The sequence below is a fragment of the Yersinia intermedia genome, assembly GCF_900635455.1.
GTDB lineage: Bacteria > Pseudomonadota > Gammaproteobacteria > Enterobacterales > Enterobacteriaceae > Yersinia > Yersinia intermedia.
The window spans coordinates 2,750,870-2,766,363 of sequence record NZ_LR134116.1 but is presented as its reverse complement, the minus strand read 5'-3'; the positions used below and the strand labels follow the sequence as shown (position 1 = coordinate 2,766,363).

Genomic DNA, 15,494 nt, shown 5'->3' with positions numbered 1-15,494 from the left:
CAGATAACTGCATATCAGAGTTATCGGCAAAGGTTAAAAAAACTTTAATCACTATAGCATAATCCGGATTGTGCCATCTTCGCCTACGGTACCACTGACGATTTGGCCTGATGCCATGCGCACCCGAACGTTATCTTGTATGGCGGCGTTGTTCATCGCTTTACCATTACTGTTAACATTAAACCCTTCTCCCTGCGCTAAGACTTGCACTTCTTGCCCTGCTTTAATGACCCACAATCGCCGTAACATATTGCGCGTCAGAGGCTGACCGGCATTGATACGCCGCAAACTCACCGCGCCCTGGGCAAAATGAGGTTCCAGTAAAGCCCCTGGGGGGAGGGTATCCAACCGGCCTTGTTTCATCTGGATATCAGATGCGGCAATCTTCTCGCCAACAGCCAGTTGGCGGCCAGCTACCGCGTAATGCCCACTGACCTGCACTTGTGTCTGAATAAACCGCCGTACCCCTTCGCAGCGCACGGACAAACTGATATTGCCCCACGGGCGGGCATTGGCAGGCAGGGTGATGTCTGGCAATTCACATTGTGGCCATTGACTCTGTGGCGTTTTGATAACCACCTTAACCTGACTCTCTTTATCAGGATATTGCTGTTGGAAGAATTGATTTACCTGCGTTGATAAATCTGCCGCCATTGCTGGATGAGTGGCGGTCTGACTCAGCAACAGCACCCCCCACGCCAACTTTATGACGTCATTTTTTTTCATTGCCATCAATTTCCTCTCCGCCTGTGCAACCAGGTAATACAAGGGCGAACCCCTTTTGCATCTAGTGTACCCGTACCTCGATAAGGTTAAGGGGACAAATAGCGACGCATTTTGCTCTTATTCTGGCGATAGGCTTTCCTATACGGCGTTTATGCTGTCGACTCCAAATTCTAACCTTGCGGGGGGACTATGCTCGACAAACTGGACGGTGCTCTGCGTTTTCAACAAGAGGCGCTTAATTTACGCGCGCAACGGCAGGAGATCCTGTCGTCCAATATTGCAAATGCGGATACACCTGGCTTTCAGGCGCGTGATATCGATTTCTCCAGCCAACTGAAAAAAGTGATGGAGCAAGGGCGTGCCAATGGTACAGGGGTGTCGCTCAGTTTAACGTCAGCCCGTCATATCCCGGCAAGTACGGTTCAACCGCCTGACCTTGACCTCTTATTCCGCGTGCCAGATCAGCCAGCGATGGACGGTAACACGGTCGATATGGATCGTGAGCGTACTAATTTTGCCGATAACAGCCTGAAATATCAGACCGATCTAACCGTTCTTGGCGGCCAAATCAAAGGGATGATGTCAGTGTTACAACAAGGATAAGACGCATGTCTTTACTGAATATTTTTGATATTGCCGGTTCGGCATTATCAGCCCAATCGCAACGGTTGAACGTCAGCGCCAGTAACATGGCCAACGCCGATAGCGTTACCGGCCCGGATGGTCAGCCTTATCGTGCCAAGCAAGTGGTGTTTCAGGTAGCGGCTCAACCAGGGCAGGAAACCGGTGGTGTACGTGTATCCCAAATCGTTGACGACCCCGCACCAGATCGCTTGGTGTATCAGCCGGGTAACCCACTGGCCGATGCCAAGGGCTATGTCCGCATGCCTAACGTTGATGTGACAGGGGAAATGATTAACACCATTTCGGCCTCGCGTAGCTATCAAGCCAACGTTGAAGTGCTTAATACCACTAAATCTCTAATGCTCAAGACGCTGACACTAGGTCAATAACAGGAGCTTGCATATATGGCCATTACCAATTCTCTGACTGAGAGCGATTACGGTATTACCAACGCAACCGGGGCTAATTCCACCACCGGTAGCGGTAGCACCAGTCAGGATTTGCAGAACAGTTTCCTGACGTTGCTGGTTGCCCAGTTAAAGAACCAGGACCCGACTAACCCAATGCAAAACAACGAGTTGACAACGCAGTTGGCGCAAATCAACACCGTGAGTGGTATTGAAAAGTTGAATACCACACTAGGTTCCATTTCTGGACAGATTGATAGCAGTCAGTCACTGCAAGCCAGTAGCCTGATTGGTCACGGCGTGATGATCCCCGGCACTACGGTGTTGGCAGGCAGCAAAGATGGCACCGTCACCACCACGCCATTTGGTGTTGAGTTAGAACGTTCCGCAGACAAAGTGACGGCAACAATCAGCAACAAAGATGGTCTGGCAGTACGAACTATTGAGATTGGTGGCTTGTCAGCAGGTGTCCACTCCTTTACCTGGGATGGTTCACTGGATGCTGGCGGCAATGCGCCAGATGGTGCTTACACCGTGACGATTACCGCCAGCAGTGGTAACGAGTCACTGGTTGCCACTCCACTGAGCTACGCCGTTGTTAATGGTGTGACCCGTGGCAACGATGGTTCCAAACTGGATCTGGGTCTGGCGGGGACCATTACCCTGGATAAAGTCCGCCAGATTTTATAGGTCAGCTTGCAGTTTGCAGCAGTAATTAAATATATGCATGGTGAGTTAATGTATTGAAAATACTCACTTTAATTTTTAAAGATAGCGATTGATATACCATCAATGCTTAAGGTCTTTAATGGACCACGAATCTAACGGAGAAGAAAATGGGCTTTTCTCAAGCAGTCAGCGGTTTGAACGCAGCATCCAGCAATCTGGATGTGATCGGTAACAATATCGCCAACTCGGCGACATCAGGTTTTAAAGCCGGCTCAGTTTCTTTTGCCGATATGTTCGCAGGCTCTCAGACCGGTATGGGGGTTAAAGTTGCCGGGATTACTCAGGACTTTAACGATGGCACGCCAACGACCACCAACCGCCGTTTGGATTTGGCTATCAGCCAGAGTGGTTTCTTCCGCATGCAAGACAGCAGCGGCGGTGTGTTCTTTGCCCGTAACGGTCAGTTCAAACTCGATGAAAACCGCAATATCGTTAACATGCAAGGGCTGAGCCTGACCGGCTATCCGGCAACTGGCACTCCTCCTACCGTGCAGCAAGGGGCAAACCCGGTACCCCTGTCTATTCCTCAGGATATGATTGCCGCGAAAGCGACCACCTCAGGCAACATGGTCGCTAACCTGACCTCAACCCATGATGTTATTACCGCAACCTTTGACCCGCAAAAGCCAGACACTTACAGCTTTGTGAATAACATGACCACCTACGATAGCTTGGGTAACCGCCACGTTATCAATGTGTACTATGTGAAAACCGCTGAAGATGCAGTAAATGGTAATAGCTGGAATGTCTATACCAAGGACAGCAGCGGGACACTGGCCGATGCGACCAAACCGTTTGACCCTGCTGACCCCGCTGCCGCCTCTCTGCGCGGAACGATGGTATTTGATACCAATGGCGCACTGAAAAGCGTGAAAAATGGCGCGGGTACTACCGATTTCAATTTGACCGTCCCTATGGCGGTGGTAAACGGTGCTCCGGCGCAAACTTTCGCGCTGAATGTGGCGGGCAGCAAGCAGCAAAATACCGGTACTGACGGTATCGTGACACAGAATCAAACGGGCTATGCCGCAGGTGAGTTCACTGGCTTCCAGATCAACAACGACGGCTCGGTTGTAGGTACCTATTCAAACCAGCAGACCCAACTGCTCGGACAAATTGTGCTGGTTAACTTCTCTAACCCTGAAGGTTTGTCTCCTGAGGGCGATAACGTCTGGAAAGAAACCAAGTCTTCCGGTAACCCGATCCTCGGTACTGCAGGCGGCGGCGGTTTCGGCACCCTGACCAGTGGCGCGTTGGAGTCTTCTAACGTGGATTTGAGTAAGGAACTGGTGAATATGATCGTGGCGCAACGTAACTATCAGTCCAATGCGCAAACCATCAAAACCCAGGATCAAATCTTACAAACACTGGTTAACCTGCGTTAATCGAACTGACGGGATAAGCTCATGGATCACGCAATATATACCGCGATGGGGGCTGCCAGGCAGTCGCTGGAGCAGCAAGCGGTTACGGCTAACAATCTGGCTAACGCCTCGACGCCGGGTTTCCGTGCGCAGTTGTCAGCGATGCGTGCCGTACCTATCGACGGGCCGAGCATGGCAACCCGCACTATGGTGACGGCATCGACCCCCGGTGTGGATATTAGCCAGGGGACAATGAACTATAGCGGTCGCCCGTTGGATGTGGCTTTGCAGCAAGATGGCTATCTGGCAGTGCAACTGCCTGATGGCACTGAGGCTTATACCCGTAACGGGAATATTCAGGTTGCGGCTAACGGTCAAATGACCGTGCAGGGCTACCCACTGATGGGGGATAACGGCCCGATTGAAGTGCCACCGCAGGCCGCAGTGACCATTGCCGCCGACGGTACTATTTCGGCGCTGAATGCGGGTGACTCACCGAATACGATTGCTCAACTCGGTCAAATCAAACGCGTTAGGGCCAATGCCGGTGAAGTGATGCACGGTGATGACGGTTTATTCCATCTCACCCCGGCAACACAACAGGCGCGTGGTGCTCAGTTGGCCAATGACCCGTTGATTAAAATTATGCCGGGCGTACTGGAGGGCAGCAACGTGAAAGCGGTTGAAGCCATGACAGACATGATTGCCAATGCCCGCAGTTTCGAAATGCAGATGAAAGTCATCCACAGTGTGGATGAAAACGAACAGCGTGCTAATCAGTTGTTAGCAATGGGCTAAGCGCGCAGGCGCAGAGGAATAAACTGATGATCCGATCATTATGGATTGCCAAAACCGGTTTGGATGCACAGCAGACCAATATGGATGTTATCGCCAACAACCTGGCGAACGTCAGCACCAATGGCTTTAAACGCCAACGGGCGGTATTTGAAGATTTGCTTTACCAGACTATGCGCCAGCCGGGGGCACAATCCTCCGAGCAGACGACCCTACCTTCTGGTTTACAGATTGGTACCGGTGTTCGCCCGGTAGCGACTGAGCGTTTGCACAGCCAGGGCAACTTGTCCAAGACTGACAATACCAAAGATATTGCCATCAAAGGAGAAGGGTTCTTTCAGGTGCAAATGCCTGATGGCACTAATGCTTATACTCGCGACGGGTCTTTTCAGGTGGACCAAAACGGCCAGTTGGTGACATCCGGCGGTTTTCAGGTTCAACCGGCGATTACCATTCCGGCCAATGCCTTGAGCATGACGGTGGGGCGCGATGGGATAGTCAGTGTCACCTTGCAGGGGCAAACCGCCACGCAGCAAGTTGGGCAACTGACCCTGACCACATTTATCAATAACAGTGGCCTGGAAAGTATTGGCGAAAACCTGTATCAGGAAACCGCCAGTTCTGGTGCACCAAACGAAACCACGCCAGGTCTGAACGGCGGTGGCTTGCTGTATCAGGGGTATGTTGAGACCTCTAACGTCAATGTGGCGGAAGAGCTAGTCAATATGATCCAGACGCAACGGGCCTATGAAATCAACAGTAAAGCGGTTTCAACTTCAGACCAGATGTTGCAAAAACTGACCCAACTGTAAATCCGCTTTCAGGGGGCAATTTAGCCCCCTGACTGCAACAGAATAATGAGTATCTGAGGCCGACTGTGTGGCCTCTTACCGGTTACAGGACTGATAATCAGAGATGGACAAAAAGCCGCTGCGCACATCAGGTGGATTGAAATGGGTTTGTATGCCGTTGACGGCGATGCTACTCAATGGCTGCGCGTATATTCCGCATAAATCACTGGTAGATGGCACCACCTCGGCACAGCCGGCACCGGCCAGTGCGCCGTTGCCAAATGGCTCTATTTTCCAGGCGGCTCAGCCGATGAACTATGGTTATCAGCCTTTGTTCGAAGACCGTCGCCCGCGTAATGTCGGTGACACACTCACGATTACTTTGCAGGAAAATGTCAGCGCCAGCAAAAGCTCCTCTGCCAATGCCAGCCGCAATGGTGCAAGCAAATTTGGTGTGGCAACTTCGCCGCGTTATCTGGAAGGATTATTGGGTAATGCGCGGGCTGATATGGATATCTCGGGTGATAATACCTTTGGCGGTAAGGGGGGGGCGAATGCCAACAACACCTTCAGTGGCACGATCACCGTTACCGTCGATCGCGTGCTGGCTAACGGCAACCTGCATGTGGTCGGTGAAAAACAGATTGCAATCAACCAGGGGACCGAATTTATCCGCTTCTCTGGGGTAGTGAACCCACGCACCATCAGCGGCAGCAACACCGTGACCTCAACGCAGGTTGCAGATGCGCGCATCGAGTATGTGGGTAATGGTTATATCAATGAAGCGCAGACCATGGGCTGGTTGCAGCGGTTCTTCCTTAATATCTCACCGTACTAAGAGGCCGTCGATGCGTAAACAGTCACTTGTCACTCTATTTGTTATACAGCTTATTGCGCTGCTCACGCTGGTGTCCTTACCTGCAACGGCAGAGCGTATCCGCGATTTGGTGACCGTTCAGGGAGTGCGTGATAACGCATTAATCGGTTATGGCCTGGTGGTCGGCCTGGATGGTTCTGGTGACCAGACTATGCAAACGCCGTTTACCACGCAAAGTCTGAGTAACATGTTGTCACAGTTGGGCATTACCGTACCGCCAGGTACCAATATGCAGCTCAAAAACGTGGCTGCGGTGATGGTCACGGCCAAGTTGCCGGCATTCTCCCGTGCCGGGCAAACCATTGATATTGTGGTTTCTTCAATGGGTAATGCCAAAAGTATTCGTGGTGGTACCCTACTGATGACCCCATTGAAAGGGGTGGATAACCAAGTTTATGCTCTGGCGCAAGGTAACGTGCTGGTGGGCGGTGCAGGTGCGTCATCGGGGGGCAGTAGTGTACAGGTTAACCAACTGACCGGCGGGCGTATCAGCAATGGGGCCACTATCGAACGTGAGTTGCCCACTACCTTTGGCACTGATGGTGTGATTAATCTTCAATTGAATACCGAAGATTTCACCATGGCACAGCAGGTCAGTGATGCCATTAACCGCCAGCGCGGTTTTGGTTCTGCGACAGCGATTGATGCTCGCACCATTCAGGTTTTGGTTCCGCGTGGCAACAGCTCGCAGGTGCGTTTCCTGGCAGATATTCAGAATATCCCGGTGAATGTCGATGCGGGTGATGCCAAGGTGATTATCAACTCTCGTACCGGCTCGGTAGTGATGAACCGCAATGTGATGCTGGATTCTTGTGCCGTAGCGCAAGGGAACCTATCGGTGGTGATTGATAAACAAAATACCGTCAGCCAGCCAGATACCCCGTTGGGCGGCGGGCAGACCGTAGTCACCCCGAATACTCAGATCTCCGTTCAGCAGCAAGGTGGGGTATTGCAACGCGTCAATGCCAGCCCAAATCTGAATAATGTGGTTCGTGCTCTGAACTCGCTAGGGGCAACTCCAATCGATTTGATGTCTATTTTGCAGGCAATGCAAAGCGCTGGCTGCTTGCGGGCTAAATTGGAAATTATCTGATGAGTGATCTGATGGCAATGTCTGGGGCGGCCTATGACGCCCAATCACTGAATACCTTAAAGCGTGATGCGGCCAGAGATCCACAAGGCAACTTGCGGCAGGTTGCCCAGCAGGTCGAGGGGATGTTTGTGCAGATGATGCTGAAAAGCATGCGTTCTGCCTTACCGCAAGATGGCGTGATGAACAGTGATCAGACCCGGCTTTATACCTCTATGTATGATCAACAAGTCGCTCAGCAAATGTCGGCCAAGGGGTTGGGGCTGGCCGATATGATGGTGGAGCAGCTTTCAGGTTCTACCTCGCCAAGTGAAACGGCAGGGACGGTGCCAATGATGCTGGATAATGAAGTCCTGCAAACATTACCGGCACAGGCATTGGCACAAATGGTGCGTCGCGCCATGCCAACACCGCCCACCAACAACTCCGCGCCATTGCCACAAGGTACCGGTAATTTCGTGGCGCGGATGTCTATTCCAGCACAAATTGCCAGTCAGCAAAGTGGTATTCCCCATCAGCTTATTGTGGCTCAGGCAGCATTGGAATCAGGTTGGGGTCAGCGCGAAATTCCGACGGCAGATGGCAAAACCAGTTACAACGTGTTTGGCATCAAAGCGGGCAGTAACTGGGATGGCCCAGTCAGTGAGATTACTACTACCGAATATGAGCAAGGTGTGGCGAAGAAAACCAAAGCTCGCTTCCGGGTATATGGCTCCTATGTCGAGGCTGTCACTGATTATGTCAAATTACTGACGCAAAACCCGCGCTATGCCAACGTTGCCGCAGCACGCAGCCCTGAGCAGGGGGCACATGCGCTGCAACAAGCTGGTTACGCCACCGATCCGCAGTATGCGCAAAAATTAGTCAGTGTGATCCAGCAAATGAAAAATACTGGCGAACAAGCAGTGAAAGCTTATAGCAGTGACCTAAGCCAGTTGTTCTAAATAGGCTATTTTATTTGTCATTTTTGGGATTGGACAGTGCTTGGTGCCGTCACGTAGCCATAATTTACCAAGTCATGGTGTACGCACCGTTGCCTGTGCGCTGGCGCACCCAAACTGTCCGCGACAATACGCCTATTGGATTGGTGAGGATCGAGATTTACACCCATATTTTGACTCAAGTTTTCCAAAGTCGAGCCGATAATAATCACAGGCTGTGCGGAGGCTAAGGTCTCCTCAGGCAGTATCCCAATATTAATTAATGCAGGCGCTGCGATGCTCGTCGTCTGTGGTAAAAGGATTTCTTCATGTCCAACAGTTTAATGAATACTGCGATGAGTGGTCTGAGCGCAGCGCAATATGCCCTGAGCACCGTCAGTAATAACATCACCAATTTCCAAGTGGCTGGTTATAATCGCCAGAATACTATTTTTGCACAAAACGGTGGAACCCTAAGTCCCGCCGGTTTTATTGGTAATGGCGTTGCGGTAACCGGTGTTAACCGTGAATATAACTCCTTTATTACCAACCAATTACGGTCTTCACAAACCCAGAGCAGCGGGTTAACCACCTATTATCAGCAAATTTCGCAAATCGATAATTTGCTCTCTAATTCGTCCAATAACCTCTCCAGCACCATGCAGGATTTTTTCAGTAACTTACAAAATTTGGTGAGTAACTCCGGTGATGATGCGGCACGTAAAACGGTATTGGGCAAGGCTGAAGGGTTGGTTAATCAGTTCCAGAACGCGGATAAATATCTGCGTGATATGGATACCGGCGTAAACCAGAAGATCACCGAAAGCGTTACGCAAATAAATAACTATGCTGACCAAATTGCCAAGTTAAACGATCAAATTACCCGTTTGCGCGGCAGCAGTGGCAGTGAGCCAAATGCGTTACTCGATCAGCGTGACCAACTGGTCACCGAATTGAACCAGATTGTTGGCGTAACAGTGACCCAGCAAGATGGCGATGCTTACAACGTTTCTTTTGCCAATGGTTTGCCATTGGTGCAAGGGCCGGACTCTTATAAAGTTCAAGCAATACCTTCCAGTAGTGATGCCACTCGATTAACCATTGGCTATAAATATGGCAGTGGTGATGTGCTTGAAGTGGACGAAAGCCGCCTGACGACGGGCACCTTGGGCGGGACGCTGAAATTCCGCAGTGAAGCACTCGACAGTGCTCGTAACCAACTGGGCCAATTGGCATTGGTCATGGCGGATAGCTTCAATACTCAGCATAAAGCCGGGTTTGATACCAGTGGTGAGCCGGGTACAGATTTCTTCAGCTTTGCACAACCTAATGTGCTAAAAAACGCCAGAAATCAGGGTGATGCCAGCTTGACTGTGTCTTATACCGATACTTCAAAAGTCAAAGCCAGTGATTATAGCGTAGAGTTTGATGGAACTGACTGGCAGGTAACGCGCCTGTCGGATAACACCAAAGTGCCCGCTAACCCAGTGAAAGACGGCAGCGGTAACACGACGGGGTTGAGCTTTGATGGTGTCGCCGTCAGTGTTGATAACGGCACTACCGGTGCGCAAGCCAGAGATAAGTTTATCGTCAAAACGGTCTCTAGCGTGGCTGCTAATTTACAGGTCGAGATTACCGACTCAAGTAAAATTGCGGCTGCCGGTACCGCTGATGGTGGCGCGAGTGACAACGTTAATGCACAGGCATTGTTAAGTCTGCAAACCAAAAAACTGGTTGATGGCAAAGCCACGCTGTCTGGTGCTTATGCCGGTTTGGTCAGTAATGTGGGTAACCAAACCAGCACCGCGAAAACCAACAGCACAGCACAAGCCAATATCGTCAAACAATTGACCGCCGAGCAGCAGTCTATTTCCGGTGTGAACCTGGATGAAGAGTACGGCGATTTACAGCGTTTCCAGCAATATTATTTGGCGAATGCCCAGGTCATTCAGACGGCTTCGACGCTGTTTAATGCGTTGCTGAGCCTGCGCGGTTAATTTTTTGTCAGCGGCAGAGAGTACCTGCCGCTACTTATCTTATCTAGCGGTTAGTTAGCATCACTGTTTAGACAGATTGATTGTTGCGATAGGGTTGCGGGCTGAACGATTACTAAAAGGAACTGGCATCATGCGCTTAAGTACCAGCATGCTGTATCAGCAAAATATGCAGGGCGTGACTAACGCCCAGTCACTGTGGATGCAGTCGGGCCAACAACTCTCTTCCGGCAAGCGAGTCGTTAACCCCTCCGATGACCCGATGGCAGCATCTCAAGCGGTGATGGTGTCACAAGCTCAATCGGAAAATAGCCAATATACCTTGGCACGTAGTTTTGCTCGCCAGAGTTCATCGCTGGAAACCACGGTTCTGGCGCAGGCTACCAGCACTATTCAGTCAATTCAGACATTAGTGATCAGTGCCAAAAGCGACATATTGAGTGACGATGACCGTGCCTCTTATGCGACTCAGTTACAGGGTTTGAAAGACCAACTGGTCAACCAGGCCAACACCACTGATGGCAACGGCCGTTACATCTTTGCTGGCTTTAAAAGTGACAAACCGCCGTTTGCGGTCAGTGCGACCGGTGATGTGACTTATCAGGGGGGCAATGTTGCCATTGAACAGAAAGTCGATGCTAACCGCTCGATTACTGTTGGGCACACCGGCTCCAGTGTCTTTATGGCATTGACCAGTAATGCGAAACCCGAACCTGATGATGCCGGTGGTAAGCCGGTTGCGTCAGAAAGCAATATTTTCAATACCATCGATACCGTACTCAAGTCGCTGAAAGTCCCGTTACAAGGGGCGACTGATGCGGTTAAAGATCAAGCCACTGCCGATATGGATAAAGGTATCCGTGGGCTGTCCAACTCATTGAATAATGTGTTGTCGGTTCAAGCCGAAATCGGTACCCAACTGCAAGAGCTAGACAACCTGGACAGTTTGGGCAGTGATCGTAGTTTGATTAATAAACAGCGTTTGAGTGATTTGCAGGATGTGGATTGGACTGCTGCTATCTCTTCCTATGTGATGCAACAGGCAGCACTACAGGCCTCTTATACCACATTTACCGATATGCAGGGTTTGTCCCTGTTCCAGCTGAATAAGTAATCCGTCTTCTGCCTGTGGGCTTACCCCACAGGTCCCCTATTAAGTGTACTTAAACCGGGTGCACTTTTTGGTATGTCATCTTCTTCCACTAAGGTTTGGGGTGACATACCTTTTTTTTGTTACCAGTCAACTTTGTTCTATCACTCCCGCCCCAAGCTGGAAAACTTAGCTCGCCATTCCGCTCAATACGCCTGCTAACCGGTCAAATACCTCACCGAACAGGTGCTCTGCAAAGGGGGGCAGCAATGGCATTATCAGTCCGATTGAGATGATCCCGACGGTCAAGGTCAGTGGAAAACCGATAACGAACACCGAAAGCTGTGGGGTCATGCGGTTAAGCATACCTAACGCCATATTCAGGGTTAACAACAGCGTGATCAGCGGTAATGCCAGCATCAACCCATTCATAAAGATTAATGAGCCAGCCTGAGTCAAGGCCAGAAAACCATTACCATTGAGCGGTTCGAACTGAATGGGTAAGGTATGAAAACTGTCGGCCAACAATGAGATTAGCCATAAATGGCCATCAAAAGTGAGGAATAACAGCAGGGCGAGCAAGTTAAGTAACCGGGCTAAAACTGGCATGTTCGGCCCACCTGACGGGTCAAAGAAGGTGGCGAACGATAGCCCCATCTGTAAACCAATTACTTCACCAGCCAGCCGGATAGCGGCAAAAGCAAACTGCATGGTCAAGCCAATAGCGACGCCAATTAACACCTGCTGGGCGGCGACCCAGACAGCACCGGTTGAGACTAAAGGAATGTTGACCGGGGGCAGCGAAGGGGCAATCAGAAAGGTAATTAATAACGCTAAACCAACTTTGACTTTACGGTTGATCTGCTTTTCGCTTAACACTGGCGCGGTGGTGATTAGCGCCAGCACACGAATTAGCGGCCAGAAGTACTGGCTGACCCAGACGCTAAGTTGAGTGGTATCGAGGGAAAGCACCGTTAGCCAATCAACGTGGGCAGGCTGGTGAATAAATTACGCATATAATCCAGTATCAGATTTAGCATCCATGGGCCTGCAATCACCATAGTGGTGAACACCGCCAGTATTTTTGGAATGAATGACAATGTCATTTCGTTAATCTGCGTTGCTGCCTGCAACAGACTAACAATCAGGCCGCTTATCAGGGCGGCTAATAGCAAGGGGGCGGCCAGTGCAAGCGCAATTTTCATTGCCTCAACGCCGAGGGCCATTACCGATTCAGGGGTCATGATGAGCCTACCTTAGCTATAAAAACTCTGTGCCAGGGAACCCAGTAGTAGCTGCCAACCATCAACCAAGACAAATAGCATCAGTTTGAAGGGCAGTGAGATACTGGCGGGGGGGACCATCATCATCCCCAGGGCCATCAGTACGCTGGCTACCACCAGATCGATAATCAGGAACGGAATAAATACGGTAAAACCGATTTGAAAGGCCGTTTTTAGCTCACTGGTGACATAAGCGGGTAGCAGTATCCGCATCGGGACCACTTCCGGGCCTTCCAATGGTGGCAGATTTGCCAACCGTGCGTACAGGGCAAGATCCGATTCGCGGGTTTGGCGCAACATAAATTCACGCAAGGGTTGCGCGCCTTTATCTATTGCCACTTCCATGCTTATCTTGTCCTGACTGAAAGGCAGATAAGCATCCTGATACACCTTGTCAAATACCGGCGACATAATAAAGAAAGTCAGAAACAGCGCCAGGCCCAACATCACCTGATTGGGTGGTGCCGAGGGGGTGCCCAATGCGTTGCGCAGCAACCCGAGTACAATAATGATACGGGTAAAACTGGTCATCATCAGTAAGGCGGCGGGCAAGAAACTCAGCGTGGTGATAAAAACCAGTGTTTGCACCGGTAAAGACCAACTCTGTCCACCATTAGCCAAGGGTTGGCTGATGATGCCCGGCAGTTGAGCAAATACCGCCGGAGAGCAGAGTAAGCTCAATAGCAGCAGGGTGGTTTTATTGGTGAGTACCTTCAGAAAACGACGAAGCAGCAACTGATAATTAAAATCAGTGTTGTGCGTAGCGATTGCTACGATATTTGCTGAGGCAGCCACGGGGCGAAGAGACATCATGCCGATTTTCCCGGATGTTTCAATTTTTTGTTAAACAAATGGTTGTTCAGTAGCTGGCGAAAATCGGCCGGTTTCACATTGTCGGACGACGAAGCCGCGGTGGCTTCATCAACCACAGGGCGTGTCAGAGTGTGGAGTTGTGTTACCTGTTGTGCGGTTACGCCTAACACTAACCAGGTATTGTCGACTTCAACAATGACCACCCGTTCGCGCTGACCTACCTGACAACTGGCCTTCACATTCAATAATTTGTTGTTACGGGCCTGTGGGGCAAAACCTAAACGCCGCACCAGCCAGGCACCACATAAAATCAGCAGTAAAATACCCCCTAGCACGCTGCCAACCTGAGTTAACACCGATCCTGCGGGCATGGCGGGTGCTGCCTGCTGCGCCGTAGTGCCGGGGTGGCTGGCCGCAAAGCCAGTAACGGGGGTTTGCGGGGTGGGCACTGCGACATCGGCTGTAGGGGCGTGTGTCACCACCGCAATGGCAGCATCCGCTGGCGCAGTCACCTGTGTCGTAACAACGGGTGCTGTAACCGTGGACGTGGCAGTATCAACTTGCGCTACGGTCATTAGCGGCTCAGACGGCGCATACGTTCTGACGGGGTAATGATGTCAGTGATACGTACGCCGTATTTATCAGCGACCACCACGACTTCACCCTGCGCAATTAGATAGCCGTTAATCAAAATATCCAATGGTTCACCGGCCAGGCCATCAAGGGAGACCACCGAGCCTTGAGACAAGCGCAGTAACTCTTTGATAGTCATTTTGGTGCGGCCTAACTCAACGGTCAGCTTTACCGGGATATCCAGAATTAAATCGATATCCTGTAGGTTACCCATCGCATCCGGTGCTTCCAGTGATTTAAATACGCCCTCGGTGGTGGCCGTTGGTTTATCCGCTGCCTGCTGCTCATTAAACGCATCAGCCCACAGATCGTCCACGGATTCCTTTCCATCGTCAGACGGAAGCTTAGGGTCACTCATTGGGCTGTTCCTCATTCAGAGCATTCAAAATAGGGTTAATCAAATGTTCAACACGTAGGGCATATTGCCCGTTTAATGTCCCGTACTGACTGGTCAGTACCGGTACGCCGTCGACATGCGCAATCAGTCGATCCGGTTTATCTATGGGTAATACATCCCCCGGTTGCAGCTTGAGTATCTGCGACAGTCTCAGCGGGATATCGACAAAATTAGCCACCAGCTCCAGCTCGGAGTGTTGCACTTGCTTCACCAGCGTCTCACGCCAATGGCTATCTTCCTGACGGGAATTTTCCAACGGTGGATTGGTTAGCAGCTCACGCAACGGCTCAATCATGGCGAAGGGAATACAGATATTAAACTCACCACTCAGCGCCCCGATCTCCACATGGAAAGGGGTGGTGACCACGATATCGTTGGGGGAGGTGGTGATATTGGTGAATTTCACCTGTATTTCAGAACGGACATATTCCACATCAATTTTATAGATAGGCGCCCAGGCATCACGATAGGCATCCAGCGCCAGCCGTAACATGCGGTTAATCACACGTTGTTCGGTGTGGGTAAACTCGCGACCTTCTACTTTGGTTGGGAAACGACCATCACCACCAAATAAGTTATCAACCGCAATAAAAACCAGACTCGGGGCAAAAACGAATAGCGCGGTACCACGTAGCGGTTTGAGATGAATCAGGTTGAGATTGGTTGGTACTGGCAGATTACGGGCAAAATCGTGATATGGCTGAATTTTGATCGGGCCGACAGTGATATCAGGGCTGCGGCGTAATAGGTTAAACAGCCCCATGCGGAACTGACGGGCAAAACGTTCATTGATGATCTCCAGCGCTTGCAGGCGTTCACGCACCACACGTCGCTGGGTCGTCGGATCGTAAGGTTTAACGTCTGTTTCATTACCGGTAACCGCAACTGGCTCATCGCCACCGCTGTCACCGTTTAACAGTGCGTCAATCTCTGCTTGTGAAAGAATGCTATCGCCCATAAT

The 15,494-nt window shown here is 50.8% G+C and carries 18 protein-coding genes; 11 read left to right on the top strand and 7 right to left on the bottom strand.

All coding sequences use genetic code 11. The features are described 5' to 3' along the window. Positions 1-51: 51 nt before the first annotated feature. The gene (gene flgA / locus EL015_RS12685; protein WP_005189317.1) at positions 52-732 is read right to left on the bottom strand and encodes a flagellar basal body P-ring formation chaperone FlgA; all 681 of its coding nucleotides are present in this window, start codon (positions 730-732) and stop codon (positions 52-54) included. Between the two features lie 183 nt (positions 733-915). Between flgA and flgB the strand changes: the two genes are divergently transcribed. The 11 genes from flgB to flgL all read left to right on the top strand — a co-directional run bounded on the left by flgB (position 916) and on the right by flgL (position 11,431). Continuing rightward, on the top strand, positions 916-1,329 hold the full coding sequence (gene flgB / locus EL015_RS12680; protein WP_005189319.1) for a flagellar basal body rod protein FlgB: 414 nt from the start codon (positions 916-918) through the stop codon (positions 1,327-1,329). A 5-nt stretch (positions 1,330-1,334) separates the two neighbouring features. Further along, positions 1,335-1,739 carry a flagellar basal body rod protein FlgC gene (gene flgC, locus EL015_RS12675; RefSeq protein ID WP_005189321.1) on the top strand — a complete coding sequence of 135 codons (405 nt, stop codon included), beginning with the start codon at positions 1,335-1,337 and terminating at the stop codon, positions 1,737-1,739. Between the two features lie 15 nt (positions 1,740-1,754). Next, a complete protein-coding gene (gene flgD / locus EL015_RS12670) occupies positions 1,755-2,447 on the top strand; it encodes a flagellar hook assembly protein FlgD (protein ID WP_005189324.1) in 693 nt (230 codons plus the stop codon). 146 nt (positions 2,448-2,593) lie between these two features. Continuing rightward, entirely contained in the window at positions 2,594-3,871 is a 1,278-nt protein-coding gene (gene flgE, locus EL015_RS12665) for a flagellar hook protein FlgE (protein ID WP_005189326.1), read from the top strand. Positions 3,872-3,892: 21 nt separating this feature from the next. Then, on the top strand, positions 3,893-4,648 hold the full coding sequence (locus EL015_RS12660; protein ID WP_005189342.1) for a flagellar basal body rod protein FlgF: 756 nt from the start codon (positions 3,893-3,895) through the stop codon (positions 4,646-4,648). Between the two features lie 26 nt (positions 4,649-4,674). Then, a complete protein-coding gene (gene flgG / locus EL015_RS12655; protein ID WP_005189344.1) occupies positions 4,675-5,457 on the top strand; it encodes a flagellar basal-body rod protein FlgG in 783 nt (260 codons plus the stop codon). 103 nt (positions 5,458-5,560) lie between these two features. Continuing rightward, positions 5,561-6,274 carry a flagellar basal body L-ring protein FlgH gene (gene flgH, locus EL015_RS12650; protein ID WP_005189346.1) on the top strand — a complete coding sequence of 238 codons (714 nt, stop codon included), beginning with the start codon at positions 5,561-5,563 and terminating at the stop codon, positions 6,272-6,274. 10 nt (positions 6,275-6,284) lie between these two features. Further along, positions 6,285-7,406 carry a flagellar basal body P-ring protein FlgI gene (locus EL015_RS12645; RefSeq protein ID WP_005189350.1) on the top strand — a complete coding sequence of 374 codons (1,122 nt, stop codon included), beginning with the start codon at positions 6,285-6,287 and terminating at the stop codon, positions 7,404-7,406. Then, positions 7,406-8,347, top strand: coding sequence for a flagellar assembly peptidoglycan hydrolase FlgJ (flgJ, locus tag EL015_RS12640; RefSeq protein ID WP_032907151.1), 942 nt, complete (start codon positions 7,406-7,408; stop codon positions 8,345-8,347). Before EL015_RS12645 ends, flgJ begins: the two co-directional genes overlap by 1 nt. A 305-nt stretch (positions 8,348-8,652) precedes the next feature. Then, positions 8,653-10,320 carry a flagellar hook-associated protein FlgK gene (gene flgK, locus EL015_RS12635; RefSeq protein ID WP_005189353.1) on the top strand — a complete coding sequence of 556 codons (1,668 nt, stop codon included), beginning with the start codon at positions 8,653-8,655 and terminating at the stop codon, positions 10,318-10,320. Between the two features lie 130 nt (positions 10,321-10,450). Beyond that, entirely contained in the window at positions 10,451-11,431 is a 981-nt protein-coding gene (flgL, locus tag EL015_RS12630; RefSeq protein WP_032907152.1) for a flagellar hook-associated protein FlgL, read from the top strand. A gap of 165 nt (positions 11,432-11,596) precedes the next feature. Here the strand turns inward: flgL and fliR are convergent, their stop codons facing one another. Genes fliR through fliM form a run of 6 tightly spaced genes read right to left on the bottom strand, consistent with a single transcriptional unit; the run spans position 11,597 to position 15,491 of the window. Beyond that, positions 11,597-12,379 carry a flagellar biosynthetic protein FliR gene (fliR, locus tag EL015_RS12625; RefSeq protein WP_005189358.1) on the bottom strand — a complete coding sequence of 261 codons (783 nt, stop codon included), beginning with the start codon at positions 12,377-12,379 and terminating at the stop codon, positions 11,597-11,599. Positions 12,380-12,381: 2 nt separating this feature from the next. Continuing rightward, positions 12,382-12,651, bottom strand: coding sequence for a flagellar biosynthesis protein FliQ (fliQ, locus tag EL015_RS12620; RefSeq protein WP_004700941.1), 270 nt, complete (start codon positions 12,649-12,651; stop codon positions 12,382-12,384). A 12-nt stretch (positions 12,652-12,663) separates the two neighbouring features. Beyond that, the gene (gene fliP / locus EL015_RS12615) at positions 12,664-13,503 is read right to left on the bottom strand and encodes a flagellar type III secretion system pore protein FliP (RefSeq protein WP_226967851.1); all 840 of its coding nucleotides are present in this window, start codon (positions 13,501-13,503) and stop codon (positions 12,664-12,666) included. Beyond that, on the bottom strand, positions 13,500-14,078 hold the full coding sequence (gene fliO, locus EL015_RS12610) for a flagellar biosynthetic protein FliO (protein ID WP_005189360.1): 579 nt from the start codon (positions 14,076-14,078) through the stop codon (positions 13,500-13,502). Before fliO ends, fliP begins: the two co-directional genes overlap by 4 nt. Continuing rightward, positions 14,078-14,494 (bottom strand): flagellar motor switch protein FliN, encoded by a 417-nt coding sequence (gene fliN, locus EL015_RS12605; RefSeq protein WP_032907154.1) that lies wholly within the window; start codon positions 14,492-14,494, stop codon positions 14,078-14,080. Before fliN ends, fliO begins: the two co-directional genes overlap by 1 nt. After that, complete coding sequence (gene fliM, locus EL015_RS12600; RefSeq protein WP_005189361.1) at positions 14,487-15,491, bottom strand: flagellar motor switch protein FliM; 1,005 nt, start codon at positions 15,489-15,491, stop codon at positions 14,487-14,489. Before fliM ends, fliN begins: the two co-directional genes overlap by 8 nt. Positions 15,492-15,494 lie beyond the last annotated feature (3 nt).